This is a genomic window from Mycobacterium talmoniae (assembly GCF_001854525.1).
Classification (GTDB): Bacteria; Actinomycetota; Actinomycetes; order Mycobacteriales; family Mycobacteriaceae; genus Mycobacterium; species Mycobacterium talmoniae.
Genome location: NZ_MLQM01000116.1, coordinates 1 through 17,352, shown reverse-complemented (window position 1 = coordinate 17,352; position 17,352 = coordinate 1). Strand labels below are relative to the sequence as shown.

At 66.6% G+C, this 17,352-nt stretch carries 15 protein-coding genes and 3 pseudogenes; 9 read left to right on the top strand and 9 right to left on the bottom strand.

Annotation, left to right across the window (positions count from 1 at the left end; translation table 11 throughout):
- From BKN37_RS18590 to BKN37_RS18575, 5 genes and pseudogenes are all read right to left on the bottom strand, one after another.
- Nucleotides 1-415: acyl-CoA dehydrogenase family protein (locus BKN37_RS18590; RefSeq protein ID WP_194074219.1), on the bottom strand; the 415-nt coding region annotated here is incomplete at its 3' end.
- A 33-nt stretch (nucleotides 416-448) separates the two neighbouring features.
- Nucleotides 449-2,086: an AMP-binding protein gene (locus BKN37_RS18585; protein ID WP_423212810.1), complete on the bottom strand. Its 1,638-nt coding sequence runs from the start codon at nucleotides 2,084-2,086 to the stop codon at nucleotides 449-451.
- A pseudogene (locus tag BKN37_RS18580) lies at nucleotides 2,083-3,105 on the bottom strand (NDMA-dependent alcohol dehydrogenase); the annotation flags it as partial. The gene BKN37_RS18585 and the pseudogene BKN37_RS18580, both read right to left, overlap by 4 nt.
- Nucleotides 3,104-3,790, bottom strand: a pseudogene (locus BKN37_RS27940) (aldehyde dehydrogenase family protein); the annotation flags it as partial. The pseudogenes BKN37_RS18580 and BKN37_RS27940, both read right to left, overlap by 2 nt.
- Before the next feature lie 21 nt (nucleotides 3,791-3,811).
- Nucleotides 3,812-4,849, bottom strand: a complete 1,038-nt coding sequence (locus tag BKN37_RS18575; protein WP_071028445.1) for a phosphotransferase family protein — start codon at nucleotides 4,847-4,849, stop codon at nucleotides 3,812-3,814.
- A gap of 381 nt (nucleotides 4,850-5,230) precedes the next feature.
- Between BKN37_RS18575 and BKN37_RS30210 the strand changes: the two genes are divergently transcribed.
- Nucleotides 5,231-5,359, top strand: coding sequence for a hypothetical protein (locus tag BKN37_RS30210; RefSeq protein ID WP_278184960.1), 129 nt, complete (start codon nucleotides 5,231-5,233; stop codon nucleotides 5,357-5,359).
- A gap of 39 nt (nucleotides 5,360-5,398) precedes the next feature.
- Here BKN37_RS30210 and BKN37_RS18570 read toward each other — a convergent pair whose 3' ends face one another.
- Both BKN37_RS18570 and BKN37_RS18565 read right to left on the bottom strand, forming a co-directional pair.
- Nucleotides 5,399-6,022, bottom strand: a complete 624-nt coding sequence (locus BKN37_RS18570) for a TetR/AcrR family transcriptional regulator (RefSeq protein ID WP_071028444.1) — start codon at nucleotides 6,020-6,022, stop codon at nucleotides 5,399-5,401.
- A 14-nt stretch (nucleotides 6,023-6,036) separates the two neighbouring features.
- Nucleotides 6,037-6,693, bottom strand: a complete 657-nt coding sequence (locus BKN37_RS18565) for a TetR/AcrR family transcriptional regulator (protein WP_083341888.1) — start codon at nucleotides 6,691-6,693, stop codon at nucleotides 6,037-6,039.
- A 144-nt stretch (nucleotides 6,694-6,837) separates the two neighbouring features.
- Here BKN37_RS18565 and BKN37_RS18560 point away from each other — a divergent pair, with 144 nt between their 5' ends.
- Nucleotides 6,838-7,686 (top strand): phytanoyl-CoA dioxygenase family protein, encoded by an 849-nt coding sequence (locus BKN37_RS18560; RefSeq protein WP_242657290.1) that lies wholly within the window; start codon nucleotides 6,838-6,840, stop codon nucleotides 7,684-7,686.
- A gap of 17 nt (nucleotides 7,687-7,703) precedes the next feature.
- Nucleotides 7,704-8,090, top strand: a complete 387-nt coding sequence (locus tag BKN37_RS18555; RefSeq protein ID WP_071028442.1) for a RidA family protein — start codon at nucleotides 7,704-7,706, stop codon at nucleotides 8,088-8,090.
- 9 nt (nucleotides 8,091-8,099) lie between these two features.
- On the opposite strand, the gene BKN37_RS18550 is transcribed toward BKN37_RS18555, so the two are convergent.
- Nucleotides 8,100-9,347 (bottom strand): PucR family transcriptional regulator, encoded by a 1,248-nt coding sequence (locus BKN37_RS18550; RefSeq protein WP_071028441.1) that lies wholly within the window; start codon nucleotides 9,345-9,347, stop codon nucleotides 8,100-8,102.
- 128 nt (nucleotides 9,348-9,475) lie between these two features.
- Here BKN37_RS18550 and BKN37_RS18545 point away from each other — a divergent pair, with 128 nt between their 5' ends.
- Together BKN37_RS18545 and BKN37_RS18540 are read left to right on the top strand one after the other, a co-directional pair.
- A complete protein-coding gene (locus BKN37_RS18545; RefSeq protein WP_071028440.1) occupies nucleotides 9,476-10,978 on the top strand; it encodes a flavin-containing monooxygenase in 1,503 nt (500 codons plus the stop codon).
- Nucleotides 10,975-11,919, top strand: coding sequence for an alpha/beta hydrolase (locus tag BKN37_RS18540; protein ID WP_071028439.1), 945 nt, complete (start codon nucleotides 10,975-10,977; stop codon nucleotides 11,917-11,919). Before BKN37_RS18545 ends, BKN37_RS18540 begins: the two co-directional genes overlap by 4 nt.
- Here BKN37_RS18540 and BKN37_RS18535 read toward each other — a convergent pair.
- Nucleotides 11,906-12,523 carry a TetR/AcrR family transcriptional regulator gene (locus BKN37_RS18535; protein ID WP_071028438.1) on the bottom strand — a complete coding sequence of 206 codons (618 nt, stop codon included), beginning with the start codon at nucleotides 12,521-12,523 and terminating at the stop codon, nucleotides 11,906-11,908. The genes BKN37_RS18540 and BKN37_RS18535 overlap by 14 nt on opposite strands.
- Before the next feature lie 82 nt (nucleotides 12,524-12,605).
- Between BKN37_RS18535 and BKN37_RS18530 the strand changes: the two genes are divergently transcribed.
- The 4 genes and pseudogenes from BKN37_RS18530 to BKN37_RS30205 all read left to right on the top strand — a co-directional run.
- On the top strand, nucleotides 12,606-13,940 hold the full coding sequence (locus BKN37_RS18530) for a saccharopine dehydrogenase family protein (RefSeq protein WP_071028437.1): 1,335 nt from the start codon (nucleotides 12,606-12,608) through the stop codon (nucleotides 13,938-13,940).
- A gap of 16 nt (nucleotides 13,941-13,956) precedes the next feature.
- Entirely contained in the window at nucleotides 13,957-15,249 is a 1,293-nt protein-coding gene (locus tag BKN37_RS18525; RefSeq protein WP_071028436.1) for an NAD(P)/FAD-dependent oxidoreductase, read from the top strand.
- A gap of 27 nt (nucleotides 15,250-15,276) precedes the next feature.
- Nucleotides 15,277-15,993: a transporter gene (locus BKN37_RS18520; protein WP_071028435.1), complete on the top strand. Its 717-nt coding sequence runs from the start codon at nucleotides 15,277-15,279 to the stop codon at nucleotides 15,991-15,993.
- Nucleotides 15,994-16,348: 355 nt separating this feature from the next.
- A pseudogene (locus BKN37_RS30205) lies at nucleotides 16,349-17,032 on the top strand (PPE family protein); the annotation flags it as partial.
- Nucleotides 17,033-17,352 lie beyond the last annotated feature (320 nt).

Sequence of the window (17,352 nt, the reverse complement as noted above, 5' to 3'; positions counted from 1 at the left end):
CCTCCCGCTCGCTCAGCGCATAAGAGGCCATCGCCTCCCCCGACGCCAACGACGGCAACACCTGCGCCTTAAGCTCCTGCGACCCGGACAAGATCAGGCCCATCGTGCCCAACTTGTTGACCGCCGGGATCAGCGACGCCGACGCGTCCACCCGCGCCACTTCCTCGATCACAATGCACGCGGCCACCGAATCCGCGCCCTGCCCCCCGTACTCCTCGGGCACATGCACCGCATTAAACCCCGACGCGTTCAGCGCCGCTAACGCCTCCTCGGGAAACCGGGCCCGCTCATCAACATCCTTGGCATACGGCGCGATCTCCTTCTCCGCCAACGCCCGAATCGCCGCCCGAAGCTCATCATGCTCCTCCGGCAACCGGAACACATCAAACGACGGATTCCCACCCCACCCAGACATCTTGCCCTCCTTAAGCTACTCGGTTGGCCAGCGTTACCCGCTGAGGTACTCGATCGCCTGCCGTCGCACATCGACCTTGCGGACCTTGCCGGTGACCGTCATGGGAAATTCGTCGACCACCCGCAGGTAGCGCGGAATCTTGAAGTAAGCGAGTCGGTGTGCGCAGAACTGGCGCAGAGCTTGGATCGTCAACTCGGGCGCGCCCGTGCGCAACGTGACCACTGCCATCAGTTCCTCGCCGTACTTTTCATCGGGGACACCGATGACCTGCGCGTCGCGGATGTCGGGATGGGTGTGGAGGAACTCCTCGATCTCCCGCGGAGAGATGTTCTCCCCTCCGCGGATGACCATGTCCTTGATCCGGCCCGCGATCTGCACGTAACCGTCATCGTCCATGATCGCCAAATCACCCGTATGCATCCAACCGTCCGCATCGATCGTCTCGGCTGTCCTCTCGGGCTCCTTCCAGTAGCCCGCCATCACCGAATAGCCACGGACGTACAACTCGCCGGTCGCGCCGTGCGGTACCGTCTCGCCCGTGGCCGGGTCGACCACCTTGATCTCCAGGTGTGGGCAGACCCGGCCGACGGTGCTTACGCGTCGCGCCACTGGGTCGCCGGCTCGGGTCTGGAGGGACACTGGTGAGGTTTCAGTCATCCCGTAGCAGATCGCTACCCCCGGCATATGCATACGCTCGATCGCCGCGCGGATCACCGCCTCGGGGCACGGCGATCCAGCCATAATTCCGGTGCGCAAGCTGGTCAGGTCGTAATCAGCGAAGTTCGGCAGATTCAGTTCGGCGATGAACATGGTTGGCACCCCGTACAGGCTGGTGCACCGCTGATCTTGCACCGCGCGCAGTGTGGCGGCCGCATCGAAGCTCGCCGCCGGGATCACGATGGCCGCACCGTGGCTGGTGGCCGCCAGGTTGCCCAGCACCATGCCAAAGCAGTGGTAGAACGGCACCGGGATACAGATCCGGTCTGCCTCGGTGTATCCCAGTAACTCGCCTACCAGATAGCCGTTGTTGAGGATGTTGCGATGGCTCAGTGTGGCACCTTTGGGGTGTCCCGTTGTGCCGGACGTGTATTGGATGTTGATCGGGTCGTTCGCGTGCAACATTGCGGCGATCCCCGCCAATGTGGGCGGATCGACCTCCGCACCCGCCAGTTCGGCCCAGCGCTTGCTGTCGACGAACACGACCTCGCGCAGGTCGGGGCACCGCGGCGCCACCTCACCCAACAGCTCGACATAGTCGGAGGCTTTGAAACCCGTCGCGGCGATCACCATCACGACACCGGACTGCTGTAGCGCGAAACGCAGTTCGTGGGCGAGGTAGGCCGGGTTGATGGTCACCAGGATCGCGCCGATCTCGGCGGTCGCGTACTGCACTAACACCCACTCGGCGCAGTTCGGCGCCCAAATTCCTACCCGGTCACCTGGTCCGATACCGGCCCGTAGCAGCCCGCTGGCCAACCGCCGCACGTCAGCTAGCAATTCCGCGTAGCTCCAGCACCGCTGTGCCGGAACATCGACCAGAGCGTCACGGTCCGGAAACCTTGCCGCCGTGTCAGCCAGGTTGGCACCGATCGTCATCTCCAGCAGAGGCGGCTCGTTCTCCCCCCGTGCATAGGACTCCCGGCCGGACGACGGAACGGAGTCCCCCATCACGCGTGCACGATGATGCCGCGAATGTTCTTGCCGTCGCGCAGGTCCTGGTAGCCCTGGTTGACGTCCTCGAGCCGGTAGCGGGTGGTGATGAGTTCGTCGAGCTTGAGTTGGCCGGCGTCATAAAGGCGTAGCAACCGCACGATGTCGTATTGCGGGTTGGCCGAACCGAACAGTGTGCCCTTGATGGTCTTCTCCATCAGCGTCAGCATCATGCCGGACACGTGGATGGTCAGCTTTTCCGGGTTGGCCAGGCCGGTCACCACGACCGTACCGCCCTTGCCGACGATGTCGAACGCCGCCGAAACGACGGCCTCGTCGACCACGCCGACGGTCACGATCGCCTGATCGGCGCCCTGCCCCCAGGACAGCTCGGTCACCTTCTCCGCGGCTTCCGTCGCACTCGCGAACGCATGGGTGGCGCCGAATTTCAGCGCAGTGTCCCGCTTGAACGCCACCGGGTCGACCACCACGACGTGCTTGGCGCCGGAGTGCACCGCGCCCTGCACGGCGTTGATACCGATGCCGCCGATGCCGTAGATGACGGTGATGTCCCCAGCGCGGACCTCACCGGCGTAGGTGGCGCTGCCCCAGCCGGTCGGCACCCCGCAGCCGACCAGGACGGCGGTCTCCAACGGCAGCCAGTCGTCAATCTTGACCACCGAGTGCTCGGAGATGATGGCATGCTCGGAGAAGGTGCCCAGCATGCACATGGCGCCGAAATCCTGCCCGCCGCCGTGGAACCGGAAGCTACCGTCGGGCATGCAGCCCTCCAAGATGGTCGCGCCCAGGTCGCACAGGCTCTGCCGACCGGTGGCGCAGTACCGGCAGTGCCCGCAGCTGGGGATGAAGCTGCACACCACGTGATCGCCGGGCTTGACCTTGGTCACCCCGGGTCCGACTTCCTCGATGATGCCGGCGCCTTCGTGCCCGCCGACGATCGGATACCGCGGCGGCAGGTCCCCGTCGGTCAGGTGCAGGTCGGAATGGCACAGCCCGGCGGCGACGTAACGGATCAGCACCGGTGACGACGTTGACCACCCCGGGTGGGAACCCGGCCTCGCAAAAGATCTCACCGAGCAGCAGCGCCGACAGCGGCGTTTGTTCGGCCGGTTTGAGGATCACGGTGTTTCCCGCGGCCAGCGCGGGGGCCAGCTTCCATGCCGCCATCAGCAGGGGGAAGTTCCACGGCACGATCAGCCCACACACCCCGACCGGCTCCCGCAGCGTGTAGGCGTGGAACTGGCCGGCGGGTGCCAACGGCATGGACACATTGACGGTGCTGCCCGCGATCTTGGTGGCCCAGCCCGCGTAGTACCGGAACGCGTCGGCGGCCAAGCCCGCGTCCACCACCGTCGCGACGCCCGCCGATTTTCCGTTGTCCAGCGACTCCAGTTCGCCGAATTGCGCGGCCCGCTCGGCGATCAGGTCGCCGACTCGCCACAGCAATCGAGCCCGCTCGTTGGGTGGCATCGTGTGCCACGGCCCATCGTCGAACGCGTCACGGGCGGCACGCACCGCCCGGTCCACGTCGGCAGCCTCCGCGTGCGCGACCTCAGCAAGGGTGGCGCCCGTGGCCGGATCCACGGTGGCGAAGGTGCGCCGCGACACCACGTCGACCCACCGCCCACCGATGAGAAGCCGCTTGCCGCGGCCCAGGAAGTAGCGGACCTCCGGGCGGACCGCATACTCAGCGATTGCCGTCATCAAACCTCCAAATCCTGTGATCTAAATTCCTGCCGCGTCGGCGATTTCGCGGGCTTGCCGCACCACCGCGTCGATCTGTTCCACGGTCGGCGTTCCCGCGGCGGCCTTGTTCTGGGGCTCGTCGAGCGCTCGGCGCAGCACTCCTTCGGCGATGATCGCCAGCTTCCACAGCCCAAGCACATGCCAGAACTGCAGCGCCGCCGGATCGCGCCCGGTCGCCTCCAGGTACGCCCGGGTCATCTCCGCGCGATCGGGAAAACCCTGCAGCGTCGACGGCGCGAAGTCGCCACCCGTCATCTCCCCGGGTTCGGGCCAATAGGTGAGCAGCGTGCCCATGTCCGCGAGCGGGTCGCCCAACGTGGACAACTCCCAGTCCAAGACCGCCGTCACCTGTCCGGTGTGCACGGAGGTGACCAGGTTGCGCAAATGAAAATCCCCATGCACCAAGCAGGTCTCGCGCTGCACCGGAACGGCGGCTGACAGCCGTCGGGTCAGATCCTCCAGGTCCGGGAACTCCCGAGTCTTGGCCAACTCCCACTGGCCGGACCACCGCTTGAGCTGGCGCTGGGCGTATGGCCTGCGGCTGGCCAGGTCGTCGAGTCCGACCCGTGCCAGGTCGACGGCGTGGATGCGAGCCAACGTGCGCGGCATCGACTGCGCGATCCGTCGACGCTGCCGCGGTGTCATCGCCGCGGCGATCACCATCGTGTCGACCACCAACCCGTCGACGAACTCCATCAGCACCCACGGCACCTCGGAGAACTCGGAATCCGCGGTGACACCGAGGATGCGCGGGACCGGTACGTCGGTGTCGGCCAGTGCCGCCATGATCCGCGCCTCGCGCACCACATCGTGGGCCGAGGCCAACAACTGCCCCACCGGCGGGCGGCGCAGCACCCACGACCGGCCCGCGGCATCGGTGACGCGGTAGGTCAGATTCGACTGCCCGAGCCCGATCCGCTGAAAGTGCAACGGCGCCGCGAATTCAACGCCGAGCGCGACGAGCCATCGCGACACCGCATCGGCGTCAACGGCCAGTGCCTCAGGGCTCTCAGTCATTGGCAAAGCGCGTCCCCTTTTTCTCAATCGGATAGCCACGGCATTGGAATTCCGACAGGCCAATGCGATCATCAGCGTTCGTGGTAGCCGTCGGGGTGGCAGGACAACGCCGCCAACCCGACGGAGGTCGGGTGAGGCACACGTCGATTTCCGCCATGGAACACGGTAAGACCGGCAGGCACATCTGCGACATGTCTACCCGCCCCGATTTCGTGGCGAACTATGTGCGATGACACAGTCGCCGACGGCAGTCAGGGTACCGACGGGGCGATCTCGGCGCGTGGGACACCACCGCTGCTCCAGCGCCTTGTAGAACGACTGCAGCCTTCGGGGGTGAAGGCGCCGGCGCGGGCGCCATCCTGCTCGCGCGAAACCCGACTCGTGCGCGCCGGCGAACGCAAGGGTTGCGGGCCCTGGTGCCGGCAGCAGCGGCCGTTATGGGGGTCCATCACCCTGCTGGTCGCCAGCGCGGCCGGCGTCGCGTATCTGGCCGTGGAGATGTCCGGATGAGTGAGGATTCGACGCAAGACCGTCGCGTCAGCGAGTTAGCTATTGAGCCTTCGGCGCGTAGGTCTCGAGGTAGGCAGCGACGAGGCGGCGAGCCTCGTCGATCGTGACATTGTCCCCTTTGGAGGAGCGTCGGAAAGCGACGTCGAAGAGTCGGTCACCGGCCTCGTAGGCGAGCTGGACGACGAGTTGCGGGGTTTCGGCATCGATGAGGCTTCGCTCAATGAGGAAGCGCCACAATCGCTCGGCCTGCGACATGTCGAATGCGTGGTCCAGTTCACCGAGTGTCGCGTTGTTATAGGCCCCCGCGAACCACAGCGCAACGAAGCTGGGATGCTTGCGGAAGTAGGCGACGAGCGAGTCGATGACCGCGTCGACGGCGTCGCGCAGGGTGCGCACCTTCGGGCGCTCCAGCGCGGTGGCAACGCGCGCATCGACCTCACGCAGGTGGCGCCGAATGACCTCGACATCGACCTGACGTCGGTCGGCGAAGTAGTGGTAAACCGATGCGGTCGGGATGCCTGCGCGCTCACCGATCGCCTTGAGGGTCGCCGCCTCGTAGCCGCCCTTGTCGAGCAACTCCTCGGCAGCCGTAAGAATGGCCTTCACCCGCTCGATCCCGCGCCGCTGCACCGGGGCAGAGCGGGCAGGCGTGTTCTCGAACACGATTCAGGATCGTATCATGGGCCGGCGAACAGGCGCCCGGCTTCCACACCAATACCTGAAGCAGGTTGTCGGCGCAGCTTCTCCAGTTCCTGGGTCACCAGGGCCACCAGCCGCGGGGGCGGAAACCTCTCCGGTTCGCTGACCGCGTGCAGGGCCAGCCCGTCGATCAGCGCGCACAGGATGTCGCATTGGGCGGCGGGGTCGAAGTCTGCCCGCAACGAGCCGTTTTCTTGGCCGACAGCCAGCAGGGATTGGATGCCCTGGCGGATGGCGGCGTATCGCGCGCGGAAGGCCTCCGCGAACGCCGGTTCGGTTTCGGCGTTGGCGAGCACCTGCGCATAGATCCGCGGAATGGCCTGTTTGGCCTCGGTGGTGGGCAGTGGGACCACGCACATGCGCTGGAGCCCGGCGAACGTGTCGTCCATCAGCGCGGCTTCCGACAGCAGGTCCTCGAAGGGCCCGAAGACCGCTTCGGCGGCCGCCACCAGCAGCTCTTGTTTGTCCTTGAAGTAGTGCATCACCACACCGGTGGTGTAGCCGATCTCGCGTGCGATCGAGCGCAGGGACGCACCAGACAGTCCGTCGCGGGCGATCACCCGTACTGCGGCGTCGACGACCTCGTCGTGCCGCGCGGGTCGGGTCGGCGTTGCGGCGGCTCTCCTGGCGGGCATGCGAACACTCCGAGGCTTGACAGGCGCATCGTGGGCAGCTAAAACATAACACTTGTAATGAACATCACAACTGTTATGACGTGATGGTGCCTAGCTGAACCCGGCTCGACCGGAGCATCGATCGGGCCTCGAAGGAGGACGAACATGCCGGTGACCGAACACATTGACGTGACCGACCAGATGAAGCGGGACCTGGCCGAGGACGGCGGCATCGTCGTGCGGGGCCTGTTCACGCCGCAGCAGCTGACCCGGGTCCGCCAGTCTTTCGACTATGGCATCGCCCACCCAAGCCCACAGCACGGCCTGGCCTATGCCGGTACCGAGGACGAGCACTTCAACGATTACGGCAACCCGGAGAACCGCGAGGTGCACCTGGCGACGATCAAGGAGTTGGGACTGGCCGATTTCGTAGCGTCCCTGTGGGACTCCGAGCATGTGTGGTTCCTGGGTGAGGAACTCTTCATCAAGAAGGGCGGCAAGGCCGGCCGTTCCCCGTGGCACCAGGACACTTCGTACATGCCGGCGAACGGGCCGCACCTGCTCAACATCTGGATCAGCTTCGAGAAGCTTCCCCGCAAGAACGTGCTCGAAATCGTCCGGGGCTCCCACCGCGGCACCCAGTACAACGGCACGAGCTACACCGATGCCGGCGACAAAACCAAGCCGCTGTGGTTGGAGACCGACTGGCCCCGGTTGCCCGACATCGAGGCCGACCGCGCCACGGACCCGACGTCGTGGGATGTCATTTCCTGGGATCTGCAGCCCGGTGATGCGCTGGTGTTCCACTCCGGGGCGCTGCACGGCGGGGCTCCGGTGACCCCGGACTGCCCGGAACGCCACACGTTGGTTTTCCGGTTCTTCGGCGACCAGCTGTTCTACCGGCCCCTGCCGACCGGGCCCGTGGACTTCAGCTATGACATCACCGGACTCAACGACCCGTCGATGACACCGGGCGAGCCGTACCACCCCAGCTATTACGACCAGTTGCGCTGACTCCGGGAGAAGCCGCCATGAAAGTAGTCATCCCGGCGTGGATGCAGCCGATCTACGACACCCATCACTTCGCACCCGCCGTCATCGACGGCGATTACCTGCGCTGCTCGGGGGTGATCGGCATCCGGCCGGATCTCAGTGTCCCCGAGGACCCGACCGCACAGTTCACCTTGGCCTTCGAAAACCTTCGCGGTGTGCTCGCCGAGGCCGACCTCACGTTCGCGAACGTGGTGGACATGACCACCTACCACGTCGGCCTGCAGGCGCACGTCGGTGCGTTCGGTGCGGTCAAGGACACGTTCGTGCCCGCCCCGTATCCCGCCTGGACCGCGGTCGGGATTTGCGAACTGGCCGTTCCGGGCGCGCTGGTCGAGATCCAGGTCACCGCGCGAATATCACTGTGACCCAGCACTTCACGTCTGGGTGAGGACCCGCGGTCCGATCTGGTGGGCGAGTTCGAGGGCGAGTTCAACCGCCAGCCGGCGCTCGCCGGGCGGGTGGCCGAGGAGCTCGGTCGCGCGGCCCACGCGCTGCAGCACCGTATTGCGGTGCGTGTGCAACCGGACCGCCGCGCGCGGTGCGTTCTCGGCTTCGTCGAGAAACACCCGCAGGCTCTCCCGCAGGCGCGCCGCGCTGGGGTTGTTGGCGGCCAGCGGGCCGAGTGTAGCCGCGACGAATTCGGCTGCCCGGTCGAGGTTTTGCGCGGCCAGCTCGGTGACTTCCATCTCGTGGTACAGCGCGACCCGCGCACCGCCGGGGTGCCCGGCGAGCAGACGGTGGATGGCGAGTGCCGCGGCGTGGGAGCGCCGGAAGCCGGCGATGCCGGGCCGGGTGGGACCCACCGCGGCACGGATATTGGGTTGCGCCTGACCGATGGCGTCACGCAGGGCATCCAGTGCCGGGTCGGAGTCGGTACCCAACCACGCCCACAGCGTGGCGGTGCCGGCCGGCAGGGTGAGTGGCCGACGCGCACCGGCGGCCTGGGCCAGGATGGTGGCGGCGGACTCCAGGGCGCCCTGGACTTCCCCGGCCGGCGGCGCCCACAGCACGAGTGCGGTGTGGCGCCGGGCGAGTTCGTATGCCAGGCGCTCACTGGCACGGCGGCTATCGATCGGGGCGCCGTCGAGGATCAGCCGGACGGTTTCGGTGCGGCGCGCGAGCGCACCACCGAGCACCTCTTCGCGCTCCCGTTGCGCCTCGGCGATGACGCGACCGATCACATGATCGACGTACTCAAAGATGCGTTGCGAGGACACCTCCAGCAGCTGCAAAAGCAGCGGGCCCGAGGACACGATACGGGTGGCGTGTGCCATGTAGCGCCGCCACGCGATGTTCTGCCCACGCCGGTAGGACTGGAAGATCACGTCGAGATCGATACCGCGCCGCGCGACGGTACGGCCGACATCGAGCGCCTCCGGCGGGACGTCGATGGGGGTGGGCCGCGCGTCGCGACGGGCAAACATGCTGAGCACCCGCGCGGCGTTGGCGCGGTTGCTCGCCGTCATCTCCGCGGTCAACGCCGCATCGGTACCGACAAAGGGGCTCAGTTCGATCTCCGCGGCATCCATCTCGGCGACCAATTCGTCGAGTTCCGCCAGCATCAACTCGGCCACATCGCCCATGAGCTCGATGATCTCGGTCGACACCGGTGCACCGTTCATAAAATTGAGTGTGTCACCGCACATATCTCGCCACAAGGACGGTGCGAGCGGACATATCGCGCGGCCGGTGTTGGCACTACCGTGAAGCGCACTTACCGCCTTGCCGTCCCGCGTCAGGAGACCTCACCGTGACGATCGCGACCACCAGCCCGACGCAGACCACCGATGTCGATGTGCTGATCATCGGCGCGGGAATTTCGGGTATCGGTGCGGCCTACCACCTCAAGACCCGCCGCGCGCAGACCTCGTTTTTGGTGTTGGAGGCCCACGACTCGGTGGGCGGGACGTGGAGCCTGTTCCAGTACCCGGGCATTCGATCGGACTCCGACATGCCGACCTTCGGCTACAGCTTCAAGCCGTGGACGCACCGCAAGTCGATCGCCGACGGGCACCTCATCCTGGACTACCTACAGCAGATCGTCACCGAAAACGGTCTGGGCGAGCACATCCGGTTCGGTTACCGGGTGCTCGGTGCCGAGTTCAGCTCCGCGAAGGGCCGCTGGGCGGTCACCGCCGCCCATGCGGGTTCCGGCGAGACAATGACGTTCACCGCCCGATTCCTGTTCCTGGGTACCGGCTACTACGACCACGAGGCGGGCTTTACCCCCGACTTCCGCGGTGTGGAGGACTTCGCCGGCCAGCTGATCCACCCGCAGCACTGGCCCGAGGATCTGGACTACCGCGGCAAGCGCGTGGTGGTCATCGGCAGCGGTGCAACGGCGGTCACGCTGATCCCGGCGATGGCGGACACCGCGCGCCACATCACCATGCTGCAGCGCTCGCCGAGCTACGTGTTTTCGATTCCGGCCGAGGACGCGATCGCCAACACGCTGAACACGCTGCTCGGCCGTGACCGCGCGTCCCGGATCATCCGGCGCAAGAACATCGCGATGAGCCGCGGCATGTACAAGGCCTGCCAGCGCGCCCCGAAGCTGATGCGCAGGCTGCTGATCGCCGGTGTGCGCCGCCAGTTGCCCAAGCACTTCGACGTCGACACCCACTTCACCCCGCGCTACGACCCGTGGGACCAGCGGCTGTGCATGGTGCCCAACGGCGATCTGTTCAAGGCGATCTCGTCAGGGAAGGCTTCGGTGGTCACCGACCGGATCGCACGCTTCACCGCGACCGGCATCCTGCTGGAATCGGGCCAGGAGTTGACCGCCGACATCGTCGTCACCGCAACCGGACTCAACATGGTGCCGTTCGGCAAGATGTCGCTCGCTGTCGACGGACGGCCGGTGCATTGGCCGGACACGACGATCTACAAGGCGATGATGCTCTCCGGCGTGCCCAACCTGGCATTCGCCGTCGGCTACACCAACATCTCCTGGACGCTCAAGGTGGATCTGGTCTGCGAGCATTTCTGCCGGCTGCTCGACTACATGGACGCCCGCGGCCACGACACCGTGGTACCGGTGCTTGACGATCCGGATATGGAGCGGGTGCCGGCCATGGACATGAGTTCGGGTTATGTGCAGCGGGCGATCGCGAAGTTCCCGCGCGGCGGCACCAGGGGCCCCTGGGCGTTCAAGCACGCCTACGAACTGGATGTCGAGCGGCTGCGCGACGGCCCGGTCGAGGACCCCGCGTTGAAGTTCGCCGCCACCCAACCGGCCGTGCTGGCGTCATGACCGCCGCGATCGCGACCAAGGATCTCAGGTTCACCAGCCACGGCATTTGGTGCGCCGCCTGGCATCTGCGGGCCAGTACCGACGCGTTGACCGGTCCGGCCGGGCGACCGTGTGTCGTCATGGCGCACGGTTTCGGCGGCACCCGCGACACCGGCCTACTGGCCTACGCCGAGCCCTTCGCCGACGCCGGTATCGACACATTGGTGTTCGACTACCGCGGCTTCGGCGACTCCGAGGGCATGCCCCGCCAAGATGTTTCGGTCCGGCGTCAGCGCCAGGACTACCACGCTGCCGTCGCGGCGGCCCGGCACCTGCCCGGCGTCGACCGGGACCGGATCGCGCTCTGGGGCTACTCGTATTCCGGCGGGCACGTGATCGCCGTCGGCGCGCAGGATCGCCGTGTCGCGGCCCTGGTGTCGATGAACCCGGCCACCGACGGATGCGCCACCCTGGCCGATATCTTCCGCCGCGGCGGGCCCGGCCAGCTGGCGCGGCTGACCGTGCACGGGCTGGTCGACGCGGCCCGTGCCGTCGCAGGACGCGCGCCGCATCGCGTTCCGGTTGTCGGACAGCCTGGTTCAACCGCGATGGTGACGGCCCCCGGCGCCGAGCAAGCCAGCCTCAGCATCGCCGGCCCGACCTGGCGCAACGAGGTCTGCGCGCGTACCGCACTGCAAGTCGGATTCAACCGGCCCACCACCTTCGCCAGCCGCCTGGCCTGTCCGATGCTGATGCAACTCGGCACCAACGACCGCGTCGCACCACCCAATGCGGCGCGCCGCGCCGCCAGGAAGGCCGGCTACTGGGCGCAGCTGCGCGAGTACCCCATCGACCACTTGGATACCTTCGAAAACCCCTGGCAGCGGCGGGCGCTGGCCGACCAGCTCGACTTCCTCACCCGCGTCCTGGATCCGTTACGTTCGGCCGCTATTCACCGGTAACACGCTGCGGGACTTGACCGTACAGCGCGGACATCCAGATGTTGTACAGCACGTCGACCACCCGCGCCGGATCCGCGCGCGGAGTTCGTCCCAGGGCTTGGGTGAGGTAGCGCTCGTCCATCCAGACCAGGGCTCGCGCGGTCTCCAGGGTGTCGATGTGCTCGCTGATGCGGCCGCGGGCTTGGTCGACGCGGATCTGGTGCGCGGTCGCGTCGATGAACCCCTGAACCATCCCTTGATACGCGGCCTCGACCTTCTCGTCGCTGCCGGCCGCATCGGACAGGGCGCTGAGCACGGGTCCGTGTCGTGTGTAGACGTCGGCAAGCCCCTCGAAGGCAGCCCGGGCATCGTTGACCAAGTCATCGCCCTGCAGCCACCGGTCGACCATCTCACGCAGTTCGCCCCCCATCTCGTCAACAACACGCAGGGCGAGGTCATGGCGGTCGCGGAAGTGGGCGTAGAAAGCCGGGCGCTTGAGCCCAGTGCGGCTCATCACCGCCTCGACGGTCATGTCGCGGAAGGGGTGTTCCCGCAGGAATTCTTCGGCCGCTCGCAGAATCTCGCGCTCGGACTCTTTGGGGTCGTGCTTCGGTCGCCTCGACATGGTGGCGTCATCCTACCCGGCAACCGCCCCATACTTACACAGCGTCATTGACATCATGTAAGTATACGTTTAGCCTCATCTCATGACCACCAAGCGATCCACCAAACGCATCGTCTTCATCGGAGCGGCCGGTGATATGTGTCGTGTCGCGATCGATCGTTTCGCGAAGACGGCCGGCGATAAGGACTGGAAGCTGGAGTTGTACGACATCCGGCCGGAATCCCTCGACGCCGTCGTCACGAGCCTGCCCGCAGGGTCGGCGACGGCGGGCTCGCTCGACCTGTTCGACGGGGCCGCTCTTCGCAACACGGTCGAGGGTGCCGCACTTGTCGTTCTCGGCGCGGGTCCCTACAACCGCACCGCCGAGCCGGTCATGGCGGCGTGTATCGAGAAGAGGGTGCCCTACCTGGATCTCGACGATGACGAGGCGAGCACGCGCGCGGCGCTGGCACTCGATGCCCAAGCGAAGGACGCCGGCGTGCCGATCCTCGTCGGGTGTGGTGCTTCGCCCGGGTTTACCAATGTGATGGCGGCCGACGCGGCCCGCGATGTGGACACCGTCGAACGCATCGACGTGTGCTGGGTGACCGGTGACGAGGGTCCGGTCCCGTTTGGGCGTGCCGTGCTCGATCATGCGATCCGGGGTTTTGCCGGACCGTGTCAGACCTGGGAGCACGGCCGGTCGGTGACTCATCAGACCTTTTTGGAGACGGATGTGTTCGCACTGGGCAACACCCTTGGCGATTCCTACCGTCTCTACGAGTGCGCGCATCCGGAGCCGGTGACGATGCCGCGACGCTGGCCGGGCGCCGACCGGATCCGGGTGCTGGGTGCACTCGATCCGCCCCCGACCAACGGCATCATGCGCGGCGTCGCGGTGGGGGTGCAGCGGGGCAAGATCTCGATGGACGAGGCCATCGACTTCCTCAACGACTTGCTGACCGACAAAACCGGCTCACCCAAGGTGTGGAGGCATGCGCTGTCGGGGCTCTGGGGCACCGTTCGCCGTGGCGAGATCGGCGCGGTCGAGGTGCTGAAGTTCCTGGCGATGTCGGCGGCACGCAAGCACCCCCCGTTCCGCGGGACTAACTATGTGCGGGTGACCGGCAAACGCGACGGGCAGCAGGTGGTTTCGGTGCGTCGGGCGCCGGTGAGTGGACCCGGTACGGCGTGGACCACGATGGCGTCGCTTACCGGTGCGGCCACCGCGGCGTTCATGGTGTTAGCACTCGACGAACTGGACGAACAGTCGGGGGTGTTGGCGCCGGAGGACTGGGCCGCCCCGGAGAAGTTTTACGAGACGCTCGCCGCCGCCGGCGGGTCGCCACTGCACGAGGTCGTAGAGGCAGTGGTCACCCCAAGCAGCGCGGTGACATCGCGGGTCCCGAGCAACTCGCTGTCCTCGGGCCGAGTCTGAAAGTCGACAAGCACACATGGACCTCTTGACGAAAACCGGTTGGGCCGAACTGCCCAGCACCGGCGAGCCTGCGCTCGCCGAGGACGTAACGTGTGATGCCGCCGTCATCGGCGGCGGCGTCGGCGGTATGACGGCAGCGTTGCGGCTCGCCGAGTCCGGTGCCGACGTGGTGCTGCTCGAAGCCGAAACCTGCGGGTGGGGCGCGAGCTCACGGAACGCGGGGTATGTGACCAACTCGATCGCGGCCGACCCCGCGTTGCTGGCCCTGTTGTTCCGCCGCAGCACGGTCCGCGCGCTGTTCCAGTTCGCGGAAGCGGCAGTGGAATTCACCCAGGACGCCATCGCGAACCGTTCCATCGACTGCGACTTCGAAAAGGCCGGCATCGTGCAGGCCGCGGTGTCGAAGGGGCAACTGCGTAAGGCGCGGCGTAACGCAAAGATCATGGCCGACGCCGGGTCGTCGGCGGAGTTTGTCGAGGGCAGGGCCGCGGGCCTCCCGGACGGGTTCCTCGGCGGCATGCGAGAGGGCGTCGGTGGAACTTTGAACCCGGCGAAGTACGTGCTCGGGCTGCGTAGCGCGGTCTTGGCCTCGGGGGCACGGGTATTCGAACACACTCCGGTGCGGAACGTCACCGACAGCACCGCCGGGGTAACCATCGAGGCACTCAATGGCCGCGTGCGGGCCAAGCAGGCGTTGCTCACCGCCAATGCCTACGGCAAGGATCTCTCGATCACGCCCCGCCGGTTGGTGTCCCCGGTGTGGACCTCGCTTGTGGAAACCGAGCCGATCGCCCCCGAACGCCTCGACGCCATCGGTTGGACCAGTCGCGCACCGCTGGTGACCGCGCACATGATCCTGGAGAGTTACCGGGTCTCCCCGCGCAACACGATCGTCTTCGGCACCCGGCGCCTGGAGACCACCCGAGGGTCGTTAATCCCGCGCACCCCTTCGACCGTCGTGGTGGACGACCTCGTTCGCGGTTTCCGCGAACGCTTCCCCGGGCTGCGCGATGTCGCGCCGCGACGGGCGTGGGGCGGCTGGATCGGCATGAGTTCCACCTGGCTGCCCGTCGCGGGGCAGGCCTCGTCCAACGTGCTGTACTCGCTGGCCTGCAACGGACATGGCTTTGCGCAAGCCCAGTACGTCGGTCACCTGCTCGCGGGCAGACTCTGCGGCGAGCCCATGCCCGCGGACCTGGAAACAATCTGGCACGGCCGCGGCGGATTCTGGCCCAGCCTGGTCAGCTCACCGGCGCTGACCCTGGCCTGGTTCGGCGACCGTCTCGCCGATCGCGTTGCGCGCCACTGACCGGGTTCTCAGTCGCAGGAGGCAAACATGGATCTCAAGATGGCGCTGCTATTACTCGCCGATCTCTGGATGGCTTACGCCGGATTCGTCTACGGGTGGAAGTTCCTGCGGAATTACCGGAACTACCTTCTCGGCCTCGAATGGATCATTGTGGCGACCTCCGGCACCAACGTCATCCTGCTGGGATTGACTGGCATCAACCACGCCAGCCCGAGTTATCACCTCATGCTCTTCTTCGACGCGTTCTCCAGGTCGTTTGGTATCACGTTGATTCTCGTGCTGGGCTTGATGAAAGTCACCCACCGGTACAAGCCCTCCCGCGCAACCGATATCGCCGTGTTCGCACTCGCCACGGTGGCGGGCCTGTATTTGGCGATATTCGCCCAGCCGATCAGTCTTGTTTGGGCGGTCTTCTATGTCGTGATGAACGCTCTGACCGCGGTGTTCCTGGCGTACTTCGCGTGGCGGCTGTGGAGTATCGATGAACGCGCACAGGCGATCTGGGTTCTGATCGCCACTGTGGCCGGCAGCCTCGTCGCCGCGATGTACGACTTCTACCACATCCCCGGCGATGACGAGAACCACACGATTTTCTACATCATCGCGCTCACGACCTGGGCGTTCATGCTGACCGTGTACTTCTATGCCTACCGCGCAATGCACAACCACAACGAACGAATCGAGCCCGATCGGGCCGCGACCAAACGCGGACGTCGCAGCGACGAGCAGACGTCGCGGGCATGATCCCCCGGAGTCGGTCCGCGCGGGAAGGTTCTGCGCGAGCGTCCGTTTCGTGAGATTCGCCGGCCAAGTGCCGACGACTACAGGACTTTCTTGATCCATTCGCGCACCGGCGGGGTGCGCCGGCTGGCGTGCATGACTACGTGGCCACGAGCGGTTTCACCGACCCCAACCGGGGCGCCCGGAGCGCAGGACACCAGGTGTGTGTCGTCGCACATGTCTCGCCACAAAGACAAGGCCAACAGACATACCGCGCGCCCGTGCCGCGGACCTAACGTGAACCACCTCACAACACTGGTAGCCGCGTGTCAGGGACCACACCCTCCTTGCACCGGCCAGTCAGCTAGGAGGGGTTGCCGTGGATTTTGCTGCCCTGCCACCGGAAGTCAACTCCGGGCGGATGTATGCGGGCGCGGGCTCGGGGCCACTGCTGGCCGCCGCGTCGGCCTGGGATGGGCTGGCGTCGGAATTAGGGTCAGCGGCCACCTCGTATCAGGGGTTGGTCGCCGAACTCACCGGCGACTCGTGGCAGGGCCCGGCGGCAGCATCGATGACCGCGGCGGCCACCCCGTATGTGACGTGGATGCACACCACCGCCACCGCGGCCGAGCAGACCGCCAACCAAGCTCGCGCGGCGGCCGCGGCCTACGAGGCGGCGTTTACCGCGACGGTGCCCCCGCCGGTGATCGCGGCCAACCGGGCGTTGCTGATGTCGTTGGTCGCCACCAATTTCCTTGGGCAAAACACCCCGGCGATCATGGCCACCGAGGCGCACTACGCCGAGATGTGGGCCCAAGACGCCGCCGCGATGTACGGCTACGCCGGCGCCTCGGCCACCGCCACCACGTTGACTCCATTCAGCCCGGCACCGCAAAACACCAACCCCGCGGGGGTCGGCGCCCAGGCCGCCGCGGTCGGTCAGGCGGCCAGCACCGGCGGTTTGGCACAGGCGGTGGCCACCGTGCCCCAAGCACTGCACGGACTGGCCTCCGGAACGGCGTCGGTTGACCCGATTGCGTCACTGCTGGGCATGCTGGACAGCCCGCTCGGTACGGCGCTGAACACCTTTGCCGGTGCCGTGGGGCTGCCTTTCGAGCAGTTGAGTTCACTGCCGTTCCTCGCTAGCGGCGTCATCTATCAGTTTGCTCCGCTGCTCACGGCGGGGCTCGCCTCGATGGGGACAGCGGAGGCGTCGGAGGTCGCTGGCGCGGCCGAGGGCGCGTTGGGGGCGGGGCCGGTGGTGTCTCTTATACACATCCGGCGCTGCCGGCGGCTTGATAGGGGGTGATTCCGTGGGGGCTGGCGGTCGGGGCCGGAGCGCGTGAGGGAGTGGGCGGGGGGGGGGTGGGTGGGGTGTGTTGG